This is a genomic window from Proteus sp. CA142267 (assembly GCF_003336825.1).
In the GTDB taxonomy this organism is placed as follows: Bacteria; Pseudomonadota; Gammaproteobacteria; order Enterobacterales; family Enterobacteriaceae; genus Proteus; species Proteus terrae.
The window spans coordinates 336,775-362,420 of sequence record NZ_QPMG01000002.1; the positions used below are offsets into that span (position 1 = coordinate 336,775).

Here is a 25,646-nt window from a genome sequence, read left to right on the forward strand (position 1 = left end):
ATTATCTGAATAGACGTAAGAACCAAGGTAATTTAGGTCTATCCTGATTATTTGCGAGTGTTATACGATCATGAATAACAGCTAACAAGTGTGAGTCTGATTGTTCTGGTTCACATTGCTCTTCATAATATGGCTGACGAGTCAGTAGCGTTATTGCTTCTGCTACATGAGTGACAGGCCAAATATGAAATTTCTCTTCTTTTACCGCTTGCTGCACATTTTCGTTGAGTACAAGATGACGAATATTAGCAAGAGGAATAATCACGCCTTGCGCACCCGTTAATCCTCTTTGTTGGCAGATATCAAAAAAACCTTCGATTTTCTGGTTTACGCCACCAATTGGTTGAACTTGACCAAATTGATCGACTGCACCTGTAACGGCAATTTGCTGATCAATAGGTTGTTGTGCCAGCGTGCTAATAAATGCACATAATTCAGCCAAAGAGGCGCTATCACCATCAACTTCGCCATATGATTGCTCAAAAACAATCGAGGTGCTAAATGGCTGTGGTTGGTCTAAACGTAATTCTGAGTTCAAGTAAGCTTGCATAATCATCATTCCTTTAGCATGAAGATTGCCACCAAGCTCAGCTTTTCGCTCAACATCCGTAAATTCACCATCACCTATATGTGCAACGCAGGTAATGCGAGTCGGTTCTCCAATTAAATCAGGATATCCTGGGTAATCTAAGACAGAAAGTCCATTGATTTGACCAACAGCTTCACCTTCTGTTTGTATCATGACTTGGTCTTGTAAAATCTCATCACGACTACGCTCTAACAAATAACTGTGTCGCCATAGGCGATTTTCTTCTGCTTTTTTCAATGCATCAGCAGTTAGAGAAGCCTCGTGATTAAAACGTATTGCATAACGAAGTTGGCGTAAAAGCCATTCTAAATCTAGGCTCAGTATTAGCTGATCTTCATGCTGTCTTGCGGCTTGTGTTAGAAAGACTTCCCAAGCATCCGCAGATAGAGAAGGGAGGCGATATTTTTGGCACAATGAATTTACAAAGCCACACCATTGAGAAAGAGCGGTTTCATCTTCTAAATACATGTCGTATTCATATTCACCATATAAAGCAGTGCTACTGAGCTCAGGCTCCATAAATTCAAGCTCTTCAAGGCTTAGTCTATCACCAACTAAAATCACACGAAGATTGAGTGGCATACTTTCAATAGGTAAAGGCAGGGATTGATTGTCATTCCAGACAAGCCACTCAAAACGCTGCTCTTCAACCATTTTTTTAAGGCGAAACCACATTAGTGGTTGTGCAAGTAAAGATTTTATAGAGAGGACTAAGATGCCTCCATTTACTTTATGTAATAAGCCTGGGCTAAGAGTAACTTCGTCTTTATGGCAATAGAATGAACCAAAAAGTTGTTCTGGCTCTATCCATTGGCAACAAGTAATAGATTCTGATGATGAAAATGCGCCGTGCACATTTTCTTGCCAATCGATTTTATTGGTTTCTGCTTGATAACTGCCAACAACGGGATCAGTTTTGATCCCTGATTGCGTTAATGTGTCTGTCAGCATATCAAAGTAAGCAGCAGAATCATCCGCTTTTAACAGCATAAATTGCCCTGAATCTGCATTGTTTAACCATTGCAGGCTTTCATACAGGCGAGGTTGAACCTCACGAAGTAGAGATGCAGGTAATTGAGATGCTGTTTGAAAGAAAGTTTGGTAGGAGGCGTAATCAGGACGTAACGCCTGCCATTCTAATTCGTTGTTTTTCAAGGTTACCGTTTTTATTATTGATTAGTGAAAAGAGATAATTAGATATCGTATAAGTTGATATCTATCCTGCAATAAGACGGTTCTTTAACTGTCATCAACTGCATAGGCAGGGAATATGTATCGCTACGACCTTATAATCACGAGCTAATAAGTGGTCATTAAGGTTTTATGATAGCGACGCTCGATTCTATCATAACGTGCTCAGAAAACTATCCCTTATCAAGGCTTGTTATTAATTGATAAGCAAGATTATCTAAAATAACTTCGCCTATAAAATAGTCAAAAAATTTCGGTTCAGTGGCAGTATTTTTGTAAAATTGTTGATATGCTACTATATAGTTACGTTGTCACGGGATTTTGTATGAAATATCAACAATTAGAGAACCTAGAATGTGGCTGGAAGTGGGCCTACCTAGTAAAAAAACACCGCGAAGGTGAATTAATTACCCGTTATATAGAAAAAAGTGCCGCTGATGAAGTTATTGAGCAATTGTTGCTTCTTGAATCGCAACCATTAAAAGTTTTAGAGTGGATAGATTTGCATATGGCTCCTGATTTATCTAATCGGATGAAGCAAACTATTCGTGCTCGTAGAAAGCGTTATTTTAATGCTGAGCATCAACATACGCGCAAAAAATCAATCGACTTAACGTTTAAAGTCTGGCAACGCTTATCTGCTTTGTCACAACGAAGAGGGATCACATTATCAGAAACGATAGTGCAATTAATCGAAGACGCTGAGCGAAAAGAACAATATGCATTGAAAGTGCATAGTTTAAAAGATGGGCTTATTGAGTTATTAGAACGCGATAAAGAAAAATAAGTTATATTAATTTTGGTTAACCGACTTTGATAATTTATTTTTATAGTTTTTTTTGTTCTATGTTTTTATTGTGATATTTCATACCTGTTCGAAAACATTTTTGTCTTTATGTTCCTACCTTAATTTTATCTCTATAAAGAAAAACCCTGCCAGTGGCAGGGTTTTGAATTCATCAACAGTAGATTATTCTACTATATGAATTATTGACCAGGTTGAACAACAACTTCAGTTGTACCTTGGATTTCAATTTCAACACGACGGTCTGGCGCTAAGCAATCGATCAGAGCTGAACGAGCTTTAACGTTGTCACATGTGTTGCCAGTAACTGGATTTTCTTTACCACGACCTTCTGCAGAGATGCTGTTTGCAGGGATACCTTTAGATACCAGGTAATCAACTACAGATTGAGCACGTTTTTCTGACAGAGGTAGGTTGTAGTTTTGTGAACCGATACGGTCAGTGTAACCAATAACTACTACACGACCTTGAGTTGGGTCGATGTTAGCCAGTTCAGTGTACAGACCATTCAGAGCTTCTTGACCTTCAGCTTTCAGTGTAGATTTGTTGAAGTTAAACAGAACGTCTGAACGCAGAGTAAAGGTTTTGTTCTCAACAACTGGAGCTGGAGCTACAACTGGTGCTGGAGCTACAACTGGTGCTGGAGTTTCTTGGTTGAAGCGGTAAGCAACACCAACACTCAGCATGCCGTTGTCTGGACGTGCATTCAGAGTACCTTTATCACCAATGTTGTTGATCCACTGATATTCAACACGAGTAGCAATGTTTGGAGTGATCGCGTATTCAGTACCTAATGCGAATACTGGAGAAACACCAGTGTCGTTATTAGAAAAACGTTCTTGTTTTGGAGATAAAGAAGTAGCGTTTTTAGTTGCAGAAGAATCTGCACGCCATACCATACCACCTAAACGTGTATAAACGTCTAAGTCTTCCATTACTGGATAGCTTAATTTAGTGGTTAATTGGATACCTTGAGCACGGAATGCACCGTTGTCATATGAACCTTTATAAGTCATACGACCTAACCAATCATAACCCAGTTCAAAACCTAAGTATTGGTTGTACTGATAACCAGCAAATGCACCTGCACCTAACTGATCACGGTGAGTGTTACCGTTACCGATAGAAGTTTCACCGAAATGGTTACTAGTACCTTGGTATTGAGACCAACCTAATTTACCACCGGTATACCAGGTATTGTCTTTTGGAGCTGCTTGCGCTGCAGTTGCGAAAGCTGCCACTGCCACTGCTAATGCGATAGCTGTCTTTTTCATTTTACGCCTCGTTATCATCCAAGTTAGGCATTTGGCTTTAAGCCTTATTATTTGCCCTTGGTTAAATTATTGTTAGGAATCCAATGCTTTCATCAAATGATGATCCCAAAAATGGGATTTAAAGCATAACCTTAACGACATAAAGTCTACAATGAACTTAAAAAGTTACAAGTAATCCTTTAAAATTCGACTTAAAATTTTAAAAAGATCCGCCTTATTCCACAATGGGAAATATTCTGTATTTTTGTTAAATTTATTGTAACTATATGATTTAAGTTATAAATACATTTGACTTATCTTAAATGATATCAGGGCGTTTTGAGTATTAGGAAAACTCTTAAATTTCACTAATGGTAGTGAATTGAATGAATTTTTACGGAATTCAAATGTCGTTTAGATGCATTACTACTTTCTAAATGGATATTCGTATTAATTTGCTGTCGCATAATAAACCCGAGAGTTTTTCCTTTACTGGCAGCAGATTCTAACCGTTTCATCTCTTCTGACGATATTTCTGGTAACCAACCGAGTACTACACTGTAATTACCACTCACCAGTGCTTTTTCCATTAAATCAACAGTGTTTATCATATTTATATGATTTAATTGGATTATTTTGTTAAGTGGTAATCCTGCATTTTTTAACCAAGCACGATTTAGCTTTTGTTGTGGGTTTAACCACAATAACCAGCGTGATTCATGGCTATACTGTTTAAGTAGTGGTAAAAGGATGTGATTAATAACGAGCGGATTTTGGTAGAGAAGTTCACTCACCATACCTTGTTTATTATTACTATCGTAAGTCGCCACTGTTGAAGGGATAGATAGAGGTAATACCTCATTTGAGATCTCTTGGAGAATGGCGTTCTGTCTTGTCGGAGATGATGTTGAGAGTTTCATATTTACCTCGTTCCATATGTACTGTATGAATATACAGTATCTCTATATTTCGCTTAAATCAAGCTCATTTTTTTGAAAGTTCCTCTCAAATTTTATGTAAATCTCTATTTTCAAGCGGTTAACTATTGGCAATAAAAAGGAAATTCTTTATTGTCTTTCTTGTTATGTCTTATGCATGTTTTTGAATTCAAAGATAAAATTAAATCTTAAAATTTGTATTGGAGTTTCAATGTTATTTTTACCTGAGCAAAGGAAGGCTCATTTGTTATCGCGTATTGCGCAATATGGGGAGTTAACAACAAAGTCTCAATTTGGTGGTGTTAGCTTAATGATTGATGATGTTATGTTTGCTATCACATCTGATAATGAGTTTTATTTAAAAGGAAGTGGTTTTTTAGAAACTCTCTATAAGGCAACAAAAATGAGCTCCTATACCTATTTGAAAAAGGGAGTTCCTATCATATTGCGTTATTACCATATAACAGATTCACTATGGGAAAATCAGCAGAAATTAGATCAATATATTGATATGTCATATCACTACAGCATTCAAGAATATTTAGGGCAACGAAAAAAGCCTTGCAGAATAAAAGACTTACCTAATCTAGGTGTGATATTAGAAAAAAGATTGAATCAAATTGGTATTAATCAAGTTGAAGAACTGCGCTTAATCGGTGCTAAAGCGTGTTATCTAAAACTAATGCATAGCCACAATTTGAGAAATAGTGAACTTTTACTTTCATTGGCAGGAGCAATCGTCGGGTGCCATCGTTCAGTATTACCTAGTCAACTTAAAATGGAATTATTAAATTGGTACAACGAATTGTCTTTTCAATAAGATAAAAGTAATGACTGTTATTTTCTCTAATATGCTTATGGGAATTAGAGAAAATAACGTCAATTAGAGATTAGACTTGGGGTTGATGTAGGCTATTTGATTCGCTTTGCTCAATAATTTGGATACAACTAATAATTTGTGGCAGTAAATCTAATAGTAATCGGATTTGAGTGAGTACCAATTGAATACGAGGGTTATCTGCATTAGGTAATAGATTGATCCTTTCAATTAATTCTACATGAGATTGCTTAAACTCTTCATCTTGAGGCGTTTTTCGACGTAAAGCTGAATCGATATAACAAACAGTATCATTAAGCAAAGTGAGTACATTCTCATCTTTTATTTTTGAACGATGAACACCAAGTGCAGAAATATAACTGAGTAAAGTATGATTTAAGCAAAGCAGCTGGAAAGCAACTTCTTGGGAAGCTTGATAACTTTTTGGTTCTGATGACATATTGGAGATTAGTGAGGCTAACTCACCATCACTGCTATGGGCATTTCGACGAGCAATTCGATAGCTCAAGCTATTATTTTTTCCTTGGTAATACTGAATAAGGATGGCATCAAGATAATAGCAATTATTTGTCATTGTTTTTTGAATAACAACAGGCAATTGGCGGAATTTCCAATCAGGCCAAATAAAGCTGACAGCAAACCATGCTATGGCACAGCCAATTAAGGTATCGATAATACGGGGGAGGGCAACATCATAGCCTTCACCCAGTAAATTGAAGCTTAATAAAACCAATAAAGTAATAAATAGTGTGGCATGTGCATATTGTATGGTTCTAAATGCAAAAAAGAGCGTACCAGTTATCACAATTAAAACTAACTGGCCTTCGATTGAAGGAACAAAATATAAAATAGGGAAACCGATTAAAATACCAATAATAGTACCACTCACACGTAAGGTAAGACGTCGGCGAGTGGCATTGTAGTTGGGTTGGCAAACAAACAGGCTGGTCAATAATATCCAATAGCCTCTATCCAATTGGAAAAATTGAATAATGGCATAACCAATACATAACACGAGTGACATCCTAACGGCATGTCTAAAAAGTGCCGATTTAGGCGTGAGATGCTCTTTTATTCTTAGTGCAATATCGCGCCACCCAGTTAAACCATCATCAGAAAGTTGCGTCTCTTCCTTTTGGTCATGAGATATTTGGTATTGCTCTGTACTAATACTTCGTAAAAGCGCATCAATACCTTGAAGATTTTGCAGTAAGTTATTTAAAGGTGTTATTAATTGAGGCTCTGAAGTTGTGTTTTTTAAATGACTTAATGCATTTTCTAAATAATTTATAGCACGTTCTAATGAAGGATTATGCTGATATTTTTTATGCCAAAGAATAGATTGTGCAACTTGTTCACAAGCCCGTGCCTGCATAGAAAGTAGACGTTGAAAACGAAATAACACATCGCTATGTCGCAATTCATTACTTAATAGTTGGTATTGAACATGTGACGAACTTGCTCGCTCATGAATATCTTGAGCAACAAAATAGTAATGAAGTGTGAAACGACTACTACGTTGACCTCTGTCACCTTTTAATCGACTTAATAATGTCACTTTAGTTTGGTTCATCGTGTCAATTAGTTGGCTATTTGCCATTGCTAAATTATAAAGCGAATGTTGATAGTCATCTTCAATATCAGGATCAAATAATGTTGCTTTAGCTTCGAGGTAAGTTGCAAGTTGTTGGTAGCAGCGTGTTAAATTGTCCTGAACTGGACGAATTGGGAATAATAAGTGACCAACTAATGTTAAAGAGTTATACCAGATAGCCCCTAACAGTAATAAAACGGGTTGTTCATACCATTCAGGGAAAATAGGCATACCCAGCATAGTATAAATTGCGATTAATAAAGCACCAAAAGCAATAGTCGCGTAACGTTGCCCTAAAGCACCTAATAAAATAAATCCCCAAGTAGAAATGGCTAAACCACAAAAGAATAAAATAGGATATGGATAAAGCAGCCCTATTGATGCTGAAGCAAGAAGAAAACAGCATAAGGTGATAACGAGGTTTTTTAAACGGCCAACGAGCCTATCATCTAAGTCAGTTAATGCGGCCGCTACCACGCCTAAAGTTAGAGGAATTGTATATTTAGGCTCTTGTCCTAAAATCCAAGGAAACAAAGTCGTTCCTGTAAGCGCGATTATTATGCGAATATAATATAAAAAGTGGCTATTATAGATAAATCGGCGGGCGCCATTTAGCAAAGTGAACACAAAAAGCCCTTAAATAAACAAGATGAAGATAATTACCTCTTAGAATATAGGGTTTATCACCGATTAAAAAGAGCTTAACAACAGACTATTTGTTATTTATTGCAGGAATTATGTATGGAACTGAAATCCACCCCGATGGGACAACGTTTAGCACAACATCCTTATAATAGAGTCAAATTGTTAAATGCAGGTATTGAAGTCAGTGGTGAAAAACATCAGTATTTAATTCCTTTTAACGAATTGATTAATATTTTTTGTAAAAAAGGGATTGTGTGGGGGGAATTAGAATTTTTATTGCCTGAAGATAAAGTTGTTCGATTACATGGAACAGACTGGGAAGAAACTCAGCAGTTTTATCGTTATCTTTATCAAACATGGCAAAATTGGAGCAAAGAAATGAGCGAAATAAGTGCTCAGGTTCTTGAGAAACAGCTCCATAATATTAATGAAATCACTCAATCAAATAGATGGATAAAACAGTCTAAACTGAGTGAAATTCAACAATCTATCAAAGAAAGCTTTTCTGCTATTCCTCTTCCTCTTGAACGCCTTATTCAATTTGATAATTGCCAAGCACTTTATCAGCAATGTTTGGAATGGCTAAAGCAAGGCGAAACACTTATTAATAAAGAAAACTCTGCATGGGTAACTCAAATATTAAATGAGCATGCGGAATTTTTTAATACGATTGAATCATCACCATTAAATGAATCACAATGTCGAGCCGTAATTAATGGTGAAGAAAATATTCTTGTTTTAGCGGGTGCAGGAAGTGGTAAAACATCAGTATTAGTCGCGAGAGCAGGTTGGTTATTACGTCGTCAGTTAGCGCAACCTGCTCAAATTTTATTGCTTGCTTTTGGGCGTAAAGCCGCACAAGAAATGAATGAAAGACTTTCTAATCGTTTAAATGCCGATATTATGGCAAAAACATTTCATGCATTGGCATTATCCATTATTCAACAAGCGACAAAAAAACAACCTAAAATTAGTGAGCTTGAAATAAACAGTGAAAAAAGAAGATCTTTACTATTAGGTGAATGGCGAGAGCAGTGCCAACAGAAAAAAGCACAAGCAAAAGGGTGGAGAGAGTGGTTATCTCAAGAATTTGAATGGGATATCCCCGACGGTGAATTTTGGCATGATAAAAAATTAGAAAACCAAGTTGCTGTAAGATTAGAGCGTTGGGTTGGTTTATTAAGAATGCAAGGTGGTAGCCAAAAGTCTCTGATCGAAAGTGTACAGCCTGAATATACAGAAGCCTTTAAAAAGTATTTAAAATTATTATCACCATTGTTAAAAGCTTGGAAAACAGCATTGAAAGAAGAAGAAGCGATCGACTTTTCGGGCTTATTACATCAAGCTATTAATCTGATTGAAAAAGGACGTTTTATTAGCCCATGGAAACATATTCTTGTTGATGAATTCCAAGATATTTCACCTTTAAGAGCTTCATTATTAACTGCATTAAAACAGCAAAATAAACAAACATCTCTATTTGCAGTGGGCGATGATTGGCAAGCCATTTATCGTTTTAGTGGCGCAGAATTATTATTAACGACTTCTTTCCATCGTTCTTTTGGCGAAGGTGCTGAATGTGCACTAGATACGACTTACCGCTTTAATGACACGATAGGAAATATTGCCAATACGTTTATTCAACAAAACCCAGCTCAATTATCTAAGCCTTTAAATAGTTTAGTGAAAGGTAATAAAAAGTCAGTCGTACTGTTATCTGACGATCAACTTGAAAACTTACTAAATAAAATGAGTGGTTATGTAGAAGAAAATGAAACTATTCTTTTACTCGCTCGTTATCACTATTTAAAACCAGAACTATTAAAAAAAGCAAAAACACGCTGGCCTAAATTAGACCTACAATTTATGACTTTTCATGCTTCAAAGGGGCAACAAGCGGATTACGTTATTATTTTAGGTTTACAAGAAGGTAAAGATGGTTTTCCAGCACCGGCAAGAGAATCGATTATTGAATTGGCATTACTGCCTAATGTTGAAGATTATCCTAATGCAGAAGAACGACGCTTAATGTATGTCGCTTTAACAAGAGCAAAAAAACAAGTATGGCTATTATTTAATAAACAACAGCCATCTTGTTTTGTTTCAGAGCTAAAATCTCAAGGTGTTCCTATACAACGAAAACCTTAGATTATTTTAATCTCTCTTTTAAATAACCTTCGTAATCTGGAATTTTAATTGTAGATTCTTGTGAAAAGAGAGGTGATGAAATTAAAAAGTTTGCAGTTGCACGATTCGTTGCAACTGGGATGTTCCAGACCGTAGCTAAGCGTAGAAGAGCTTTAACATCTGGGTCGTGCGGAACGGCATTTAATGGATCCCAAAAGAAAATCATAATATCAATTTTCTTTTCAGCAATCATTGCACCTATTTGTTGGTCGCCACCCATTGGGCCACTTAGCATTTGAGTGACAGTAAGACCAGTGTGGTGATTAATTAAATTACCGGTAGTTCCTGTTGCAAATAACTTGTGTAGAGACAGTTGTTCACGATTATTTTCAACCCATTCCAGTAATGAGCTTTTACAGTGGTCATGGGCAACAAGCGCGATATTTTTTTCTTTTAAGAGCGTGCGGTCAATTTGTTCCATTTGATACCTTTAAAAATAAATATAGTAATTGTTCCAGTTTTCAAAATACCTTTTTTTTATCTTATAAGCTATGAACAGATCAAGATACTATGATGTATCATAATATTTTCAATCTTCATGATGAACGGAGTAGATAAATGGTGGATTCAGACATTTATGACATTTTAAGAAGCGTTAAGACTATTGCGCTTGTTGGTGCGAGTAATAAAGAAGATCGCCCAAGCTATAAGGTCATGAAATTCCTATTAGAACAAGGCTATGATGTTATTCCTGTTAATCCAGGTATGTCAGGGCAAACCCTATTGGGGCAACAATGTTATGCCTCATTAAAAGATATTCCTGTTGCTGTTGATATGGTTGATGTTTTCCGTCAATCTGATGTTGCAGTAGAAATTGCACGAGAAGCAATTGAAATTAATGCCAAAGTATTATGGTTGCAAATTGGTGTTATTAATGAAGATGCTAAAGATTTAGCTGAAGATGCAGGATTACGTGTGGTAATGGATCGCTGCCCTAAAAAAGAAATTGAAGCGCATGGCCTTCCTTGGTAATACACCAAAATAAAATCGCCGAAAACAAATCGGCGATTGTCATTTCATTCAGATCACTACTTATGTAGATTAATTGAGTTAATTTCTTAATCGTGGTGCTTGTAATTGGCTACGAATTGACTGTGATAACTCATCCAATGAGTCATTATCTAAGTGTTCATCTGAAACTTCATAAGTTATCTGCGCTTCAGCAAGATAAGTATGAACGGGTTGTCCTTCATCATCTTCCATCACAACATGGTACCAAGGTGCTGCTCGCAAGGTCACATTAGATGCAATATCATCCTCATTAGGTTGATCAAGGGAATATTCAGCATCCACATCGACAACAACGCCTAAGTAGCCGAGTAATTTATGTCTAACTTGCTGTCCTATCCCAAATTTGCTGGCGGTCATCATAGTATCACCTCCATATAGCCTTGCTTATTGGTTATATATATGAGGGCACAAAGTGAAATTTCAAGGATTTGAAAAAAATATAATCCTTTGCTTTCATTATGAATAAAGAACCTCACAAAATCAGATTATCTATTGTATAAAGAAAAGACAATAACCTAGACAGAATTTTTATTTGAAAAATACTATTAGAAGGGCATATGAAAATCGGTAGAGAATATATTATTCAAGGGCGAGTTCAAGGTGTTGGTTTTCGTTTTTTCACTTATCAATGGATGAAAAAACAACCAATAACAGGATATGTTTGGAATCGTGATGATGGTAGCGTGGGAGTAAAGGCTTTTGCGAAAGAAAATGCGTTAAAAGAATTTGAGGATTGGTTAGAAGCTGGTGGCCCAAGAAGTGCCAAAATTACATTTTGGTCAGCAACATCTTGTGAATATGAAAAAATGGCAGATTTTTCAATCCACCATTATGAGTAATATTGTTTTAATGATTTCTAATTATCTTTATCGAAAGATAATATTAAATACATTTAACGGGTTTTGGTAAACCGGCAAGTTTTGTAGCTTGTTTTGCAGGACCTTTAGGAAACAAACGATAAAGATAACGGCTATTTCCTTTTTCATCGCCATATTTTTGTGCAAGTGCTTTTACTAGCATACGAATAGCAGGAGAGGTATTAAATTCTAAATAAAATTGGCGAACAAAACGGATAATCTCCCAATGTTGTTCTGTAAGCTCAATTTCTTCTAGTTCAGCTAATGTTGGAACCATATCTTCATTCCACTCATTGCTATTTTTTAAATAACCGTGACTATCTGTCTCGATTTCTTTTCCGTTAAATACAAACATGTGAGTAGCAACCAATCAAAAATAATACCGCTAATTTAGCAAAAATAAGGAAAATACCCAAGTAGAACCCATAAATCGTTGATAAATTAAGCCATTGACTTGTAATGCGTTTAATTTTACGGCAAACAGTACAATAAGGGCTTTACAACATAAGCTTAGGTGTTTATATTGCTCCCCATTGCGGAGGGGTGGCCGAGCGGCTGAAGGCAGCGGTCTTGAAAACCGCCGATGGGAAACCATCCGAGAGTTCGAATCTCTCCTCCTCCGCCATCTCAACATCTCCTAGCGTTTCCTGAAGTCTCCTAATCCCAGTAAAATCAAACCTTCGTACTAAATCATTGTCTCCTGAAGTCTCTTTATGTCTCTTGAAAGCTCCATTTTTTTGGGGTACAAATGGGGGGACATTATACCCCCTTAATATTTAATACCCCCAATATGAAACTAACAGTTAAGCAGGTTGATAGCAGTAAGCCAAAAGAAAAGGACTACAAACTATTCGATGGAGGAGGTTTATATCTATTAGTTACAAAATCAGGAAGTAAATATTGGAGATTAAAATACCGTATAGATGGCAAAGAAAAAGTTCTAGCTATCGGTGTCTACCCAACAATAACTCTAGCGGAAGCCAGAAAGAAAAGGGATGACGCAAAACGGCAGTTATCTGATGGCGTTGATCCTAACAAGATAAAGAAGGATAAGAAAAGGGATTCAAAGTTTGATGGAAGCAATACATTTAAAAGCATTGCTCTAGAGTGGTATGAGGGAAGAAAAGACCGATGGTCTGAGGGTTACCGTAATGACATGATGGAGGCATTTGAAAATGATGTTTTCCCATACATTGGAGATCGCCCAATAGCAGAGATTAAACCTCTCGAATTGCTGGAAGTGCTTTCAATAATGGAAAAGCGTGGCGTTACAGAGAAATTAAAAAAAGTTCGTCAGCGCTGTGGTGAGGTTTGGAAATACGCCATCATCACTGGACGAGCTGAATATAACCCTGCACCAGATTTAGCCAGCGCGTTTATTCCACATCAACGAGAAAATTATCCATATTTATTGGCTGATGAATTGCCTGAGTTTTTATCTTCAGTAGACAAGTATCAAGGAAGTCAGATCGTAAGAACTGCTTTAAATATATTAATGCTTACCGGTTTAAGACCAGGAGAGTTAAGAAAATCAGAATGGTCATTTATAGATTTTGAAAGCAAAACATGGAAGCTACCAGAAAAAATAATGAAGATGGGCAGGGTGCATGTTGTGCCAATGTCAGATCAGGTAATTTCTTTACTACGTCAAATACAGCCAATATCTGGTGATTATCAGTATATCTTCCCTAGTCGAACTAATCATAAGAAACATTTGTCTGAAATGGCAATAAATACAATGATTGGCAGAATGGGTTATAGAGGAAGGGCCACTGGTCACGGATTTAGACATACCATGAGTACAATATTGCATGAGAAAGGATTTAATACAGCGTGGATAGAGTTACAACTTGCTCATGTTGATAAAAACTCTATCCGTGGCACTTATAACCATGCGCTGTATTTGGAGGGTAGAAGGGAGATGATGCAGTGGTATGCTGATTATATAGATGAGCTGAGAAGTAAAAAGAAATAAAATTCAATTGAGGGTATTTTCAGGGCAACGAGCATTATTAATTCGTTGCTCTATCCATTCATCCACTTCGCTTTCAATAAAACGAACCGAACGTGATCCTATTTTTACCTGCTTTGGAAACTCTCCTTTATCTATTAATTTGTAAGTCCATGACTTGCTATATCCTGTTCTATCTAAAACTTCATCCAAGCGTAATAGTTTATATTCCATTCTTCTCTTCCTTTTGTAATTTTGTAATACTATCCATTCTTCCGTTTATATTGCTCATGATCATCACCACAATCTTTACTGCAATATGCACTATTAGGTGCAACAGGTTCTTCGTGACACCAAATACACATTCTGTTATGAGATTTAATTGCTGGTTTACGATTTTATAATGATGCTTGAATATGTAATTCGTTTATTTCATTTGCTGAGTCAATAATATCCATAATTACGTTTGTCCTGTTTCAATTAAATAAATAAGTACACATAATGCTATTAGCCCTGCAAGTTAATTAAATGTCATAATTCATCTATATTAATTTAATGCTTCCTTCTACTTGGTTGCCATATACATCCCAATCACCATATTTCTCTCGTGCAAATAATTCGAGCCGTGGAACATCTCCGTATAATTCCTCTAAACGGTGATGGACTTCTTTTGGCTTTTCGCTGTGCTCACTAAGACATGAGTAAATAACTTACCGAACACTTGCAGACTTTCTTTCTAATCCATTACCTCTTGTGGCTATTAAACACATTTCAATATTTTGACGAGTGTAATTACCGCAATTAATCTTCGTCTCATTGTTTAATATTTCCATAAAGTCAAAGAAATCTTCTGGTGGTTTTTTATTTATTCTATCTCCTGCATTTTTATTTAATTTCACCCATGCGAACCCGAACATGTTTTTAACTTTAAAATCCCATGCTTCGGTTAATTTAATTGCTTCGAGTGCAAAGTTTCCGGTGTACCACATAAACAGTACGGCATTTTTAGAGGAGTGTTTTTCTATTGGTAATCGAGAGAGGGAATATAAATCGGTGGTGTTGTAATGATTATCTGCTGCGCCATTTGAAACTTTGTTATTGTAAGACCAAGGTGGATCGCACAATATCAAGTCATATTTTTTCATTCTTCGCATCCTTAATCATTAAGAATAATTCCATAGCGCCACGGTATAAGCTTTCACGCTCAACCTGACCAACTGAACCATGGCAGCACATCCAGCCACCTGAGCTTTTAATCATCGATATTTCATTCTCAATAATAATCGGCATTGCGTCAGTAGGGTTATTGCATGGGTCGAAAGTCCGATAGCCGCTATCCATATAAGCTAATACAGATTCTTCCGTTAATAAGCATTTCTTCTTTAACCTTGTAGCAACTAATTCATTAATTTGAAGGTCGGTGTACTTATTATAGCTATTCATTGATTATCTCCCAATATTCGCAAATTCCTTTCCTGATAATTCCACCTGCTTCTAAATGACCAATTACACAACTAACCTGACTTTTAGAGTATTCAGGACTACATAAGTAATATAATTCAGCCTTTGTCAATTTGTTGTATTTTAGAAGATTAATTATTTCCTCTTTTAATTCATTCACCTCTCATCACCTCACCACAAATAATAGTTAAATCCCTCACTGACATTAAATATTCAGCGCGTTTATTGTATTTCGATTGCGTATATAAATTCTCAGATATTGGCATTACATGATTGTTCGTAATTAACAACAGGACGAATAGCTTCGTATTTATTTTCTCTGTATGCACATTTAAATATGTGAGCAATAACATCAACAGTCCAAGCATTGCCATAGCATTTATATGATTGTGAGTTTGAAACTATATTTTCACACCAGCCATCGGGGAATGTTTGTAATCTAGCGCATTCTGTCGGTGTTAATTTTCGATAATGACAGTTACTAATAGAATCCCATTCATGTCTATCATAAGAGTTGCGCCCAGATGAGCGAACAGTTTTACTCTTATTTCTAATTGCAACTTTCGGCTCTCTATGACCGCCTTGGCATGTGGATAGCGTTGGAGCCTTTCCTGCATCGGAATAAATGCGTTTTATCTGTTCATTACCTTTAATATCTGTGGCATTAGCAACATGAATTAATCCGTCCTTGGATTGCTTAACGTGCTCCCTTGGTTCGCATGCCCTATAAACAACAACATTGTCTTTTTGAACGGTAGTTAATGTATTTGTTTTTTCATCATTTCTTAATTCTAATCTCTGAGTGGTAAGTCCTGCTGTTTTTATTTTATGGTCTTGTCTTACTCCATTAATAATATAACGACCTCTAATTGCACCACAAAAAACAACTTGTCGCCTAGATTTATTAAAGTACTGACTTAAATTTGTTCCTTTCGAGTAATTGGCATCAATACAATATGACTTTTCTTTATTGGTAATGCTGTCATCATCAATAATATCTTTTAGTAAAATACCTTTATCTTCTGGTTGGCTAATTTCAAAATTAGTCCAATAATAACGTTGTCTATTTTGTGCTGATAATAATGAACTATTAATAAGAGTTTTATTTACATAACCTAATGCACGTTCGGTATGAAGCGTTATATATTCCTCAAACTCTTTTTTCATTTTTACATTTTCGAGCATAAATTTAGCGTCTGGATTATTTTCTAATACGTGACTCATTATATCTAATGTCGTCCAGAATAATTTACCGCGCTCATCTTTATCGCCTAATTGCTTACCAGCTAAACTCCACGACTGACAAGGGAACCCCGCAGTAACTAACCCAACACTTGACCAGTCAATACCCCACTCACGCCAATTATTAACGTCACCTAACTGGATATTATCTGGATAATGAAATTCAGATACTTTATTTGCAAACTTATCTATTTCAGCGATGTAATATTTATCAAATTTAATCCCAGCGCGAGACAATGCTAATCGACCAGCGGATATTCCATTGAACAAACTTAAATATATCATTTGGGTTTCCTATAAACGTGCAGAACCCTGTATTAGCATGAGTAATACATATCCGATTATTTGCATGGTTATTTAATCTAAAATAAATAGAGGGTAAATATCATCCTTTATTTCTGGGTTTTTAGTGTTAAATCCTATCCAATTATTTAATATTGTGTGAGATACAGTTAAATCTAGTGGTCTTTGCATTCCTGTATGTCTGGCAAATACTACGGGTTCTAAATTATTAATTCGCTCTATTTCATTACAAACTTCAATTATTTCTTGCCAATTATGTTCATCAATACCTTCGCCTGAGTTTATTTTGTTTTTTAAATGTTTTGCCATTTCTAATATATTTTTATCCATTTTTAATTTTCACTCCGCTATCTAATAAAGCGATTTCACATGCTGATATTCCACTGTTATATCCGTCAGTAAAATAATCATAATTACCTTTATTCCTTTCTCTTATCGGTAAATTTAGTAATAATGATTCGCGTGATGCTTGCCATACAATAAATAATTGTGCTTTAACGAATGAAATAAGTTTTTCATCGTAGTTATAACCTGAATACTGATTGTTAAACCACGATTCAAATTGCATCCTTGATTTATCCATCACTCCACCTTTTGGGCTGAAAATGTTGGTTCAAACTCACGCTTAACCTCAAATATCCCTAGGTATTCATCGTCAATCCAGAGCATAAATAAGCATGGAAATCTGCTCTCCCATCCGTCACAGTCAGCGTGATAATATTCTGCACATGCTTCAATGCAGGATTCTAGGTCATCATCAGCACTGAAATTATGATCATCTGGTAATTCATATCGGAGGTTATTAGTAATTTGTGATGGAGTTTCGTCTTTACTTCTTGTTGTATAAAATTGAACTATTGCCATTATTCATTCCTCTGCTTGCATCCCTGCGAGTTAAATTAAGCTGTCCGTAGCTTTCATACTGATATCACTTGGTTAAATCACATAAATAGTGTGGCGTGGGTAGGGGTGTCCAATTGGCGCGAATGGAATGTCGTCTTCTTGAAAATCCATCGGTGGTTGACTCTGTGGTGCTTGATGTTGTGCTGGCTTCTGTGGTTGCTGTGGTTGCTGTGGTTGCTGTGGTTGACCCCATCCTTGATTTTGTTGTGGACTCTGCCTACCTGCCTGATTGTTGTTACCTAACATTTGCATTGAACCATTAATATTCACTACAACTTCCGTGCTGTATCTATCTTGTCCATTTTGATCTTGCCATTTACGTGTTTGTAATTGACCTTCGATATAGACTTGTGATCCTTTACGCAGATATTCGCCAGCAATTTCGGCGAGCTTTCCAAATATCACAATTCTATGCCATTCAACACGTTCCTTGGTTTCACCTGATTGTTTATCTTTCCATGAATCGCTGGTGGCTAATGTAATATTAGTGACCGCATCGCCATTTGGGAGGTAACGCATTTCAGGATCTTGACCTAGATGTCCTATCAATAAGACTTTGTTTACACCTTTACTTGCCATTACATCTTCTCCAATTCTGATTTTCTGATGTTATATACTTCCTTTGCTTTTGATTGTTCAGGTGTTTTTCTGAGTAACTTCCATGTTTCACCAAATTCTTTTTTCAAAATATTGAGATCTGTAATAGCCATTGCTGAATTAGTAAAATCTTTCAATATTTGATCTGGTGTTCTCGGTGCTACATTGTGGACTTCTGCATCCGCATCGATTGCTGTTTCTTCGGTTGGTATACAAAATGTTTGGAAAGCTGCGTATTTATATGCAATAGACATGGCTTTATTTGTGGCTTTGTCTCCGCTATCCATCGCTTCACCATAAGTCACAACTGTGTGTTTACTTCCATCTTCAACAGAAACAAATTCAAACTCAGCTTTCACTACGACATAGAATAACAAGCCACCTCTTTGTGTTTGTCTTTCCGTGACGGTACGTTCAATAATCCGTGGAAGAATAAGTAATCCATGCTTAACTAGAGCAGGAGCAAGGGCGTTATATACTGCATCGATTCCTCTGAACATAAATCCTTGTTGTTGGTTTACACTTCCTTTTTTAATGCCCGTTTCAGCCATTTCTCTAGCAACATTACTAATAGCTTTGTATACAGCAGTCATGTTAATCCCCTAAATATTGACCTTGACGGCGATCACTTCCGTAGTAATCGACTTCAAATTTATTATTAGGCGTATATGTCCTTTTTGAATCTCGTTGGGCTTGAATATGCTCAGGAAGAGGAGGGTGATTTTTCGATGTGTTCAAGTTCATGTGTAGCAATTCCATTGCTAATCGTTTTTCCCTATCTGGTACACTTGTATTCGGCAATTGACCGTCAATCATTGCAATTGCCTTAGCGAGAGCCTCTTCTCTATTTTTTTCTAACTGTGATGTTAATCGAGGGTATTTTTTTGTTGGGCAGAAATGAGAGATATTGTTCATTGAAAATCTCCCTGAAAGTCTTTCATTGGCAATGACAATCCTTGCCGTCCTAACACTTCCGTTTGATACATAAATTCATCGAGCTCGCGTTCCTGCGATTCTTTGCACCTCCTGCGCAATTCTTCTAACCATTGTTGATGGTCTGTCACGCAACCCTCCTGAAATACAACTCATTGAGTATCTTTGCGACCACTTCCCCTCGTCCTGAGAGATGAATAGCCGTAGCAAGTGACTTTTCATCATATTGACTGATTATGTAATCAACGACTTCTGAGGGTTCAGGTTGGTAATATTGGGTAAGTTCTCCGAATGATTCGGTTTCAATGTGGACATCGTTGAGATTCTGAAAGGTTATTTCCGTGCCATTATTTCGGTTTCTGCTCGTCATATCGGCATAGGTGTAACGTATGGTCAGTGACATACTTTCCTCCCATAAGCTTTCATTTGTAATTGACTGGCTAATCGCCAAATATTTTTGTTATTTGTCGAGACGGCTATCCTTGCAGCTTGACGAGCAAGTTGTAAAAAAGGTGTAGAGATACTCACCGCCATGCCGTCACGCATAGCGCTGTAATAGTTAGTTTTCATGGTGACCTCGCTAGATGAGCAATAAGGAGGTTATCTGGTGTTGGTGAAGTGAAGGTGTATTAATTTATTTTTAATGATTTGAATTTTATTAGTGTGTTATTTTATTGAGCAATGTGTTTATAACAGCTTTTTTAAATGATGATTTAATTGAATTTTCTCCAACTAAATTATCTGAGAAGTTACTTAGTAATATAGCTAATTCTGGTGCTTCTTCATGAGCGTATACTTGTGTTTTTACTTCAACATGTGGAGATTTAATTTTATGGTCTAAAGTTAATTTCACATTAATAACGACACTGGTTTCTTGTTTTATCATTTTTATTTCCTTTTAGTGAATATCATTAATTACGAAATGTTTTGTTTATATATCTAAATATAGGGTGGGTTACTGTTGAGCGAGAGCTTTAGAGTTTTGCTACAACTTCGTCATAATTGACTTCAAAGTCTTCGCAGGTTTCTTTCAAGTCGTTAAAGTTAATTGCGTGATTTAAGGCGCTAACTTCATCCTGAGTTAGTTGTTCATCTCGGTAGTCATTAAATCCAACTGATAACAATTTACCGCCTAATATCTCCGTTCCTGAATTAACAGACGGCTCCTTACCATCTTCATACTCAATTACGAATGTCATCTTTCCCACGTATCACCTCCTAGCCTTTAACATTGCATCTGCCATGCGGTAGTAGAAATTAGCTCTATTAACTAAGCCTTCATCTGGAAAATCATTTGGAAAATAACCAAGATCTTCGCTATGTGAAGCTAAATCACCCTGCATAGCAGCCATTGCGAACTTGTCGCGTAATGATGCCGAGGTATTAGACCCATCACTCGCGTAATGTGGGGCGTAGTTTTTATCTGTCATACTCCCTCAGTTATTAACTAAACACGATGCTAATCATCAAGCTTGAGTTTTTGAATTAAGTTACTCACCGCGGTATCTACTGCTTCCTGATCGATGGTGTCGAATAGCTTGTTGCGTGCTTCTTCCGCTTTATTAAAGCTTTCCTCATCATCGTCGTCGTAATCTATCCACAATCCAAAATCGACCTCGAAAAGTTTCTCTGGCCAACAATATTGCACCCCGATTTTTGACTCATCGGCGTTATGAGCTTTCTTGATTAGAATCTGACGTCCATGTGACTCAAATTCCTTAAACCATATTTCCATCTCTATCTCCTATCTATTAATCAACTCACCACAGCCCACAGGATGGACTGGGATTAGTTAACTATTCCTGCTTTTAACCACGTCAGGTGAGGTGGTTCCTTACATTCCCCAACGCAAGAAATCTGTGTATAATTCAATCACCCCCAATGCAATGATAGGATTGAATTATGAACGATAAAAAATCGTCAAACACTACGACCAAGACGGTATTTGTTAATGATCATATGCCGTCAAGATTAATTAAATCACCACCTCCGCCACCACCTGCAAAAACAGGGGGTAATGGTAAAAAATAAGGATATATATGAGTCGACAAGATGTAATTACTAGAATTTTATATTCACATTATCTAGAAAAGCTGTACGCAACAGCGACTGGGCGTATAGATAAGATTATTTCAGTGTTAATTCTTATTTTCAGCTCATCAATTATTTTTAACGGAAATCCATTTCTGTTCGGTGTTTTTGTTGTGGTACTTACGGGTACACAGACAGTTTGTCAATTCGGGAAAAAGTCAGGTAGCACAATAAAAAGAGCTAATGATTATCAGCGTTTATACACAAATGAGTCTAAATATACTGATGAAGACTTGCTTTCTCATATGCTAGAAATGGAATCGTCGGACGACTCAATTTGGTCATCCTTAGAAGAAATAGCTGCAGTTAAAACAGAAATAAAACTAGGAGCTTCTGATATTTCAGCGCTAACTAAACTCCCCATAAAACTTAAATTATTACGCTTAATCTGCGGTTAATCTTATTAGCCCATCCGTGGGCTTTATCTCGCCGTAACCCCGAATTCACTGCTTGGCTGTTTTGTTTTAACTCCTGAAAATACTGCTACATTAGGTAAGCAACAGTTATCTACTGATGGTTTGAATTTAGGTTCAATACTTCTAGTCACAGGAATGTGGCTTAGCGATAGTGTCTTTTCAACGCGGTTTAGTTTTTTAGTTTCTAGTTGAAATATTGAGTCTAGTTGCATCTCAATATCTTTAATTGCAATGGCTTCGACTTTCCGTCTGGCATGACGTCTATTTGCAGAGTTACCACGTAAAAAGTCTGGTTTGCGTGATTTCTTCACTTTTATAGTTGCCATAAATCCTCCAAACAGTTGGCTTTAGTGATTGGTGATAATAGTAAAACACCAATCCGAAAACCTTCTGAGAAGGTTGACGCTTTATCAGCGTCGCCGTTCTGGTAGATAATACACAGCTTGCTACCATCGTTGTTAAAGAACATCAACGTGCTGTGTTTCGTTGATATGAATAATAATCACAAATTGTGTTTTGTGTGTCAACTACAAATTGTGTTTTTTATTTTTTTAGTATTAGAGTGATGATTTAAAATGAAAAAATATTTTATTTCCATACACATTTTGTGATTGTTATCACATTGGTGGGGAAATAGAGGGTATAAAAAAGTCCTTTAGGGCTCTTATATTTATTTGTGATATTTTCTGTACAAAGATCACTCTTCAATTTTTTACTGGAGGGAGGGGGAATATCCAACTTGTCCATCGTTGGTGTTAACTATATCTAGTTTTCCACCTGATTGTGAGGCTAGCTATTCCTAATTGTGTAGAGATGTTTTCATTTTTTCTGACTTACAGACGGTTAATGAAATTAAAGTTGATAACATTATGATTTTTATATGGTTATCCATTTTAGGTTACAGTGGGTTTTATGTGAAAAAGGTTTAGTAGGGTAGGATTGTGATCTGATGTAGTTCAAGTACAAAACTAGTGCCGTTGACTGATTCGTTCTTGTAACCGATTATACCAATCGACACCTTTATATCCGGTATTGTCTCTGATTCTGTATTTGATATTGCTTGTTTTTAAGTTAAAAGCTTTTAATTCCTGATAAAAGCGTTCTTTATCATTTTTAATTACATTTAGCTCTAAGTATAATCCATCGATAATATCTTTTATCATATTTATTTCTGTCTGGATTTCTTTTTTCTTTTCATAATCATTATTTAATTTTTTATCATCGAATAATCTAGAGCGATGAGCTTTAAGCTTATTTATGGCACCATACATTGCATCCATTGATTTTTTAGCATCATTAAGAAGTTTGTATGCCTCATTTGCTACTTTCACACATGAATAATGGAGATCAACTAATTGGTGAAAATCATACATTGATTGAACATATTCTACATGTTGTTCTATATGTCGCTTATGATCTTCAATACTTTTATATACTGATTCTCGTTGACGTTCCCATCGTCTTTTTTCTTCTCCTGCTTGATTATCAAGTTCGTTCAATATATATAAGCCAACACCAACAGCGGCAACCCCGAGTATAATATTAAACATAATTTTCCTGATAATTTTCAATGAATAGTACGTCTTTGTAACTATTATCAACACTATCTAGCAATTTTTCGAATTTTTCATATGATTCAGATCGTTGCCCACTTAAAAGATCCTTCATTATGATAAGACTTTCATTCATTATTTTCTTGTCTTCTAATGAAACATCTTTACTGCATATACTTGAAACAAGACTTGATATATTTTTAACTAATTCTGATTTTACTATTGATATCTGTTTGAATTCATTTGCTGAAGCTATTAATTTTGACTCATTATTTTTTCTTCTTGTCTCAAGCTCATACATCGCTTTTTTAAATTCCGAGTCTATTTTAGAATGCATCAGATTTGCTTGTTCTTTTATTCTCAATGACTCGACTTCAAGCATCTTACATTGTTCTTTATAGTAACAAATCCTATTGATTGTATTGGAGATATGTTCCAATGGATTGAGCTGTTGAAGTAAATTTGTAGAAGGTAGTTCCATCGGAAATGATTTATCTATCGACGGCAAATTAATTCTACTAGAAGATAAGATATCTCCATTAGTTTTTATCATTGGTACATTATTTTTTTTGCTCATAGAATTTCTCTTTTTATAGATAAAAAATACATACTGCGATTAATACTCTATCCCATGACTCACGTTCTTCAATACTACCTATCCATCTTTTTTTACAAGATAGTTCACTTTTAGTCTTTTGATATTAAATAATTTCATTATATGAAAAGTTCATATGTACCATTTAGCTATACTCTTTAGTCATCCCATATCAACAGTTTGAACTCAAAATGTTTCATCAGGCCATTGAGATTTAATAACTTTTCCGATAATTGTGCAGTTGCTATTTATGGGAATTAAATCAAATCTAGGATTAAGAGGCTCAAGGAATATCTGTCCTGATTCTCTAATTAATCGCTTAAATGTAAATTCATCTCCATGTAATCGGGCAATACAAAAATCACCAATGCTGACAGGCTCTTCTGGGTCTATCAGTATCAGTATGCCTTCTGGGAAGCTAGGTTTGCCACCCTGAGGCGCTGTCATTGAGTGTCCTTCAACTTCTAGCCAGAATGAGTTATCGCTTGCCTTTTTAGTTGTTGGTATCCATGCAACTGCATCTTTTTCTGTATAAGAATTACAATTATTAGTGAATGCTCCTGCTTGAATTTTGGTCAGTAGTGGGTATTTATAATTACTAATAACTTGATCACTTTGGGCACCAAACATTAATTCTGCTGGTGACACACCTAAAACTTCGCTGATGATCAAGGCATCATCAGCACTTACTTTTCTTTCCCCTAGTTCATAATTTCCAATTCTGGAGGCAGCAGAATATCCACATAGCTTGGCAAGTTGTGCTTGGCTAAGGCCTCTAGATTCACGAATAGACTTTAGTCTTTCGCCGATAATTTCATTTATTTTTTTCATAGCTAATTATTAACACAAAATGTGATGGATGTATCCAAACATTTTGTGGTTGACTGGAAATCACATATTGTGTGTAATATCGTGAGTAAGTATGGAGGACACACAATATGAATAATATTGCAAAACAGCGAAAGGAATTAGGAATTTCTCAAGCTGTTTTAGCTTCATCAATTGGTTGGGGTCAGTCTCGTATTGCTAACTATGAGTTAAATATTAGAACACCTAGCCTGAATGATTGCCGCATCATTGTTGAAGCATTGCAGAAACTAGGTGCAAACTGTTCTCTAGATGATGTTTTTCCACCTAGAACCGCATAGTAAAAACGCTCTTTAACAATCGCAGTTTTTGACTGCTACGGAGTCGCTGATAAAGCGACAACTCTTCCCCAATATCAACTCATATGGAATGAGCCACGGATCATTATTGTCCCTTAGTTAACTCATAAGGACTCTAAACAATGGAATGCGCAAATACACGCAAACAATTCAATCAATTTATCTCTAATCACCTAATAGCTTCAGCATTGCAAGCATTGAGAAATAAAACTCAATCTGCTGTGGCTAGAACGTTAGGTGTTCATGATTCAACAATCCTACGTCGAACTGAAAAATATCCTGAAATATGCGAAACGCTTGTCGCATCGGGAATTATTGATTTTGTGATGGAAGGAGAACGAAAAATCTCAGAAGAAGAGTACCGATTTTTGTGGAAACAAATGGGTGAACTTTCTCAAATGAAAATAAAAGAAAACGCCTCGATTGCGGCAACAAACGAGGCGTGTTGTTCAATGGAATTCACCATTTAACGTACAAATATACTGTATCAATATCCAGTTTTTATCACAAGGGGAAACTTCGGTTTC

At 36.1% G+C, this 25,646-nt stretch carries 35 protein-coding genes, 1 tRNA gene and 1 pseudogene; 10 read left to right on the forward strand and 27 right to left on the reverse strand.

Features of this window, described 5'->3' with window-relative positions:
* Position 1: 1 nt before the first annotated feature.
* The gene (locus C0T34_RS07210; RefSeq protein WP_098943697.1) at positions 2–1,744 is read right to left on the reverse strand and encodes a Lon protease family protein; all 1,743 of its coding nucleotides are present in this window, start codon (positions 1,742–1,744) and stop codon (positions 2–4) included.
* A 361-nt stretch (positions 1,745–2,105) separates the two neighbouring features.
* Here C0T34_RS07210 and matP point away from each other — a divergent pair, with 361 nt between their 5' ends.
* Entirely contained in the window at positions 2,106–2,567 is a 462-nt protein-coding gene (gene matP, locus C0T34_RS07215) for a macrodomain Ter protein MatP (RefSeq protein ID WP_098943696.1), read from the forward strand.
* Positions 2,568–2,767: 200 nt separating this feature from the next.
* Here matP and ompA read toward each other — a convergent pair whose 3' ends face one another.
* Both ompA and sulA read right to left on the reverse strand, forming a co-directional pair.
* On the reverse strand, positions 2,768–3,859 hold the full coding sequence (ompA, locus tag C0T34_RS07220; protein ID WP_098943695.1) for a porin OmpA: 1,092 nt from the start codon (positions 3,857–3,859) through the stop codon (positions 2,768–2,770).
* A gap of 347 nt (positions 3,860–4,206) precedes the next feature.
* On the reverse strand, positions 4,207–4,758 hold the full coding sequence (gene sulA, locus C0T34_RS07225; RefSeq protein ID WP_109849922.1) for an SOS-induced cell division inhibitor SulA: 552 nt from the start codon (positions 4,756–4,758) through the stop codon (positions 4,207–4,209).
* A gap of 229 nt (positions 4,759–4,987) precedes the next feature.
* On the opposite strand from sulA, the gene C0T34_RS07230 reads away from it, so the two are divergent.
* The gene (locus C0T34_RS07230) at positions 4,988–5,596 is read left to right on the forward strand and encodes a TfoX/Sxy family DNA transformation protein (RefSeq protein ID WP_098943693.1); all 609 of its coding nucleotides are present in this window, start codon (positions 4,988–4,990) and stop codon (positions 5,594–5,596) included.
* Between the two features lie 70 nt (positions 5,597–5,666).
* On the opposite strand, the gene yccS is transcribed toward C0T34_RS07230, so the two are convergent.
* The gene (gene yccS / locus C0T34_RS07235; protein WP_109849923.1) at positions 5,667–7,835 is read right to left on the reverse strand and encodes a YccS family putative transporter; all 2,169 of its coding nucleotides are present in this window, start codon (positions 7,833–7,835) and stop codon (positions 5,667–5,669) included.
* A 114-nt stretch (positions 7,836–7,949) separates the two neighbouring features.
* Between yccS and helD the strand changes: the two genes are divergently transcribed.
* Positions 7,950–10,001, forward strand: coding sequence for a DNA helicase IV (gene helD / locus C0T34_RS07240; RefSeq protein WP_098943691.1), 2,052 nt, complete (start codon positions 7,950–7,952; stop codon positions 9,999–10,001).
* A gap of 1 nt (position 10,002) precedes the next feature.
* On the opposite strand, the gene C0T34_RS07245 is transcribed toward helD, so the two are convergent.
* Positions 10,003–10,461, reverse strand: coding sequence for a methylglyoxal synthase (locus C0T34_RS07245; protein ID WP_075673145.1), 459 nt, complete (start codon positions 10,459–10,461; stop codon positions 10,003–10,005).
* Between the two features lie 137 nt (positions 10,462–10,598).
* On the opposite strand from C0T34_RS07245, the gene C0T34_RS07250 reads away from it, so the two are divergent.
* Entirely contained in the window at positions 10,599–11,012 is a 414-nt protein-coding gene (locus C0T34_RS07250; RefSeq protein WP_109849924.1) for a CoA-binding protein, read from the forward strand.
* Between the two features lie 78 nt (positions 11,013–11,090).
* On the opposite strand, the gene hspQ is transcribed toward C0T34_RS07250, so the two are convergent.
* Positions 11,091–11,411, reverse strand: coding sequence for a heat shock protein HspQ (hspQ, locus tag C0T34_RS07255; RefSeq protein ID WP_006537351.1), 321 nt, complete (start codon positions 11,409–11,411; stop codon positions 11,091–11,093).
* A 197-nt stretch (positions 11,412–11,608) separates the two neighbouring features.
* Here hspQ and C0T34_RS07260 point away from each other — a divergent pair, with 197 nt between their 5' ends.
* On the forward strand, positions 11,609–11,890 hold the full coding sequence (locus tag C0T34_RS07260; RefSeq protein ID WP_098943690.1) for an acylphosphatase: 282 nt from the start codon (positions 11,609–11,611) through the stop codon (positions 11,888–11,890).
* Positions 11,891–11,933: 43 nt separating this feature from the next.
* Here C0T34_RS07260 and tusE read toward each other — a convergent pair whose 3' ends face one another.
* The gene (gene tusE / locus C0T34_RS07265; protein ID WP_023581360.1) at positions 11,934–12,263 is read right to left on the reverse strand and encodes a sulfurtransferase TusE; all 330 of its coding nucleotides are present in this window, start codon (positions 12,261–12,263) and stop codon (positions 11,934–11,936) included.
* A 182-nt stretch (positions 12,264–12,445) separates the two neighbouring features.
* Here tusE and C0T34_RS07270 point away from each other — a divergent pair.
* Positions 12,446–12,533, forward strand: a tRNA-Ser gene (locus tag C0T34_RS07270).
* A 165-nt stretch (positions 12,534–12,698) separates the two neighbouring features.
* A complete protein-coding gene (locus C0T34_RS07275; RefSeq protein WP_109849951.1) occupies positions 12,699–13,883 on the forward strand; it encodes an integrase arm-type DNA-binding domain-containing protein in 1,185 nt (394 codons plus the stop codon).
* A gap of 3 nt (positions 13,884–13,886) precedes the next feature.
* Here the strand turns inward: C0T34_RS07275 and C0T34_RS07280 are convergent, their stop codons facing one another.
* The 16 genes and pseudogenes from C0T34_RS07280 to C0T34_RS07360 all read right to left on the reverse strand — a co-directional run bounded on the left by C0T34_RS07280 (position 13,887) and on the right by C0T34_RS07360 (position 21,033).
* Positions 13,887–14,093, reverse strand: coding sequence for an AlpA family transcriptional regulator (locus C0T34_RS07280; RefSeq protein ID WP_063693452.1), 207 nt, complete (start codon positions 14,091–14,093; stop codon positions 13,887–13,889).
* A 308-nt stretch (positions 14,094–14,401) separates the two neighbouring features.
* Positions 14,402–15,004: pseudogene (locus C0T34_RS07290) on the reverse strand (MT-A70 family methyltransferase).
* The gene (locus C0T34_RS07295) at positions 14,991–15,302 is read right to left on the reverse strand and encodes a DUF2591 family protein (protein WP_109849925.1); all 312 of its coding nucleotides are present in this window, start codon (positions 15,300–15,302) and stop codon (positions 14,991–14,993) included. Before C0T34_RS07295 ends, C0T34_RS07290 begins: the two are co-directional and overlap by 14 nt.
* A gap of 270 nt (positions 15,303–15,572) precedes the next feature.
* Entirely contained in the window at positions 15,573–16,847 is a 1,275-nt protein-coding gene (gene dcm, locus C0T34_RS07305) for a DNA (cytosine-5-)-methyltransferase (protein ID WP_109849927.1), read from the reverse strand.
* A gap of 72 nt (positions 16,848–16,919) precedes the next feature.
* The gene (locus C0T34_RS07310; protein ID WP_109849928.1) at positions 16,920–17,195 is read right to left on the reverse strand and encodes a hypothetical protein; all 276 of its coding nucleotides are present in this window, start codon (positions 17,193–17,195) and stop codon (positions 16,920–16,922) included.
* Entirely contained in the window at positions 17,188–17,448 is a 261-nt protein-coding gene (locus C0T34_RS07315) for a hypothetical protein (protein WP_109849929.1), read from the reverse strand. The genes C0T34_RS07310 and C0T34_RS07315 overlap by 8 nt, the downstream gene beginning before the upstream one ends.
* A complete protein-coding gene (locus C0T34_RS07320) occupies positions 17,448–17,729 on the reverse strand; it encodes a hypothetical protein (protein ID WP_109849930.1) in 282 nt (93 codons plus the stop codon). The genes C0T34_RS07315 and C0T34_RS07320 overlap by 1 nt, the downstream gene beginning before the upstream one ends.
* Positions 17,730–17,801: 72 nt before the next feature.
* A complete protein-coding gene (locus C0T34_RS07325; protein ID WP_109849931.1) occupies positions 17,802–18,347 on the reverse strand; it encodes a single-stranded DNA-binding protein in 546 nt (181 codons plus the stop codon).
* Positions 18,347–18,958 carry an ERF family protein gene (locus tag C0T34_RS07330; protein WP_109849932.1) on the reverse strand — a complete coding sequence of 204 codons (612 nt, stop codon included), beginning with the start codon at positions 18,956–18,958 and terminating at the stop codon, positions 18,347–18,349. The genes C0T34_RS07325 and C0T34_RS07330 overlap by 1 nt, the downstream gene beginning before the upstream one ends.
* Before the next feature lies 1 nt (position 18,959).
* The gene (locus C0T34_RS07335; protein ID WP_109849933.1) at positions 18,960–19,280 is read right to left on the reverse strand and encodes a hypothetical protein; all 321 of its coding nucleotides are present in this window, start codon (positions 19,278–19,280) and stop codon (positions 18,960–18,962) included.
* The gene (locus C0T34_RS18200) at positions 19,277–19,429 is read right to left on the reverse strand and encodes a hypothetical protein (RefSeq protein ID WP_164530398.1); all 153 of its coding nucleotides are present in this window, start codon (positions 19,427–19,429) and stop codon (positions 19,277–19,279) included. The genes C0T34_RS07335 and C0T34_RS18200 overlap by 4 nt, the downstream gene beginning before the upstream one ends.
* Positions 19,426–19,701: a hypothetical protein gene (locus C0T34_RS07340; protein ID WP_109849934.1), complete on the reverse strand. Its 276-nt coding sequence runs from the start codon at positions 19,699–19,701 to the stop codon at positions 19,426–19,428. The genes C0T34_RS18200 and C0T34_RS07340 overlap by 4 nt, the downstream gene beginning before the upstream one ends.
* Before the next feature lie 255 nt (positions 19,702–19,956).
* Positions 19,957–20,184 carry a hypothetical protein gene (locus C0T34_RS07345; protein ID WP_109849935.1) on the reverse strand — a complete coding sequence of 76 codons (228 nt, stop codon included), beginning with the start codon at positions 20,182–20,184 and terminating at the stop codon, positions 19,957–19,959.
* Between the two features lie 88 nt (positions 20,185–20,272).
* Entirely contained in the window at positions 20,273–20,497 is a 225-nt protein-coding gene (locus C0T34_RS07350) for a hypothetical protein (protein ID WP_162556818.1), read from the reverse strand.
* A 12-nt stretch (positions 20,498–20,509) separates the two neighbouring features.
* On the reverse strand, positions 20,510–20,728 hold the full coding sequence (locus C0T34_RS07355; RefSeq protein ID WP_109849937.1) for a hypothetical protein: 219 nt from the start codon (positions 20,726–20,728) through the stop codon (positions 20,510–20,512).
* Between the two features lie 29 nt (positions 20,729–20,757).
* Positions 20,758–21,033 carry a hypothetical protein gene (locus tag C0T34_RS07360; protein ID WP_109849938.1) on the reverse strand — a complete coding sequence of 92 codons (276 nt, stop codon included), beginning with the start codon at positions 21,031–21,033 and terminating at the stop codon, positions 20,758–20,760.
* Between the two features lie 304 nt (positions 21,034–21,337).
* Here C0T34_RS07360 and C0T34_RS07365 point away from each other — a divergent pair, with 304 nt between their 5' ends.
* Positions 21,338–21,787: a hypothetical protein gene (locus C0T34_RS07365; RefSeq protein ID WP_109849939.1), complete on the forward strand. Its 450-nt coding sequence runs from the start codon at positions 21,338–21,340 to the stop codon at positions 21,785–21,787.
* Between the two features lie 23 nt (positions 21,788–21,810).
* Here the strand turns inward: C0T34_RS07365 and C0T34_RS07370 are convergent, their stop codons facing one another.
* The 4 genes from C0T34_RS07370 to C0T34_RS07385 form a co-directional block, all read right to left on the reverse strand.
* Complete coding sequence (locus tag C0T34_RS07370; RefSeq protein ID WP_109849940.1) at positions 21,811–22,131, reverse strand: hypothetical protein; 321 nt, start codon at positions 22,129–22,131, stop codon at positions 21,811–21,813.
* 642 nt (positions 22,132–22,773) lie between these two features.
* Positions 22,774–23,355: a hypothetical protein gene (locus C0T34_RS07375; RefSeq protein ID WP_109849941.1), complete on the reverse strand. Its 582-nt coding sequence runs from the start codon at positions 23,353–23,355 to the stop codon at positions 22,774–22,776.
* Positions 23,348–23,935: a hypothetical protein gene (locus tag C0T34_RS07380; protein ID WP_109849942.1), complete on the reverse strand. Its 588-nt coding sequence runs from the start codon at positions 23,933–23,935 to the stop codon at positions 23,348–23,350. The genes C0T34_RS07375 and C0T34_RS07380 overlap by 8 nt, the downstream gene beginning before the upstream one ends.
* Before the next feature lie 204 nt (positions 23,936–24,139).
* A complete protein-coding gene (locus C0T34_RS07385; RefSeq protein WP_109849943.1) occupies positions 24,140–24,784 on the reverse strand; it encodes a LexA family transcriptional regulator in 645 nt (214 codons plus the stop codon).
* 107 nt (positions 24,785–24,891) lie between these two features.
* Between C0T34_RS07385 and C0T34_RS07390 the strand changes: the two genes are divergently transcribed.
* Together C0T34_RS07390 and C0T34_RS07395 are read left to right on the forward strand one after the other, a co-directional pair.
* Positions 24,892–25,101 carry a helix-turn-helix transcriptional regulator gene (locus C0T34_RS07390; protein WP_109849944.1) on the forward strand — a complete coding sequence of 70 codons (210 nt, stop codon included), beginning with the start codon at positions 24,892–24,894 and terminating at the stop codon, positions 25,099–25,101.
* 140 nt (positions 25,102–25,241) lie between these two features.
* Positions 25,242–25,589: a hypothetical protein gene (locus C0T34_RS07395; RefSeq protein ID WP_004247478.1), complete on the forward strand. Its 348-nt coding sequence runs from the start codon at positions 25,242–25,244 to the stop codon at positions 25,587–25,589.
* Positions 25,590–25,646: the final 57 nt, after the last annotated feature.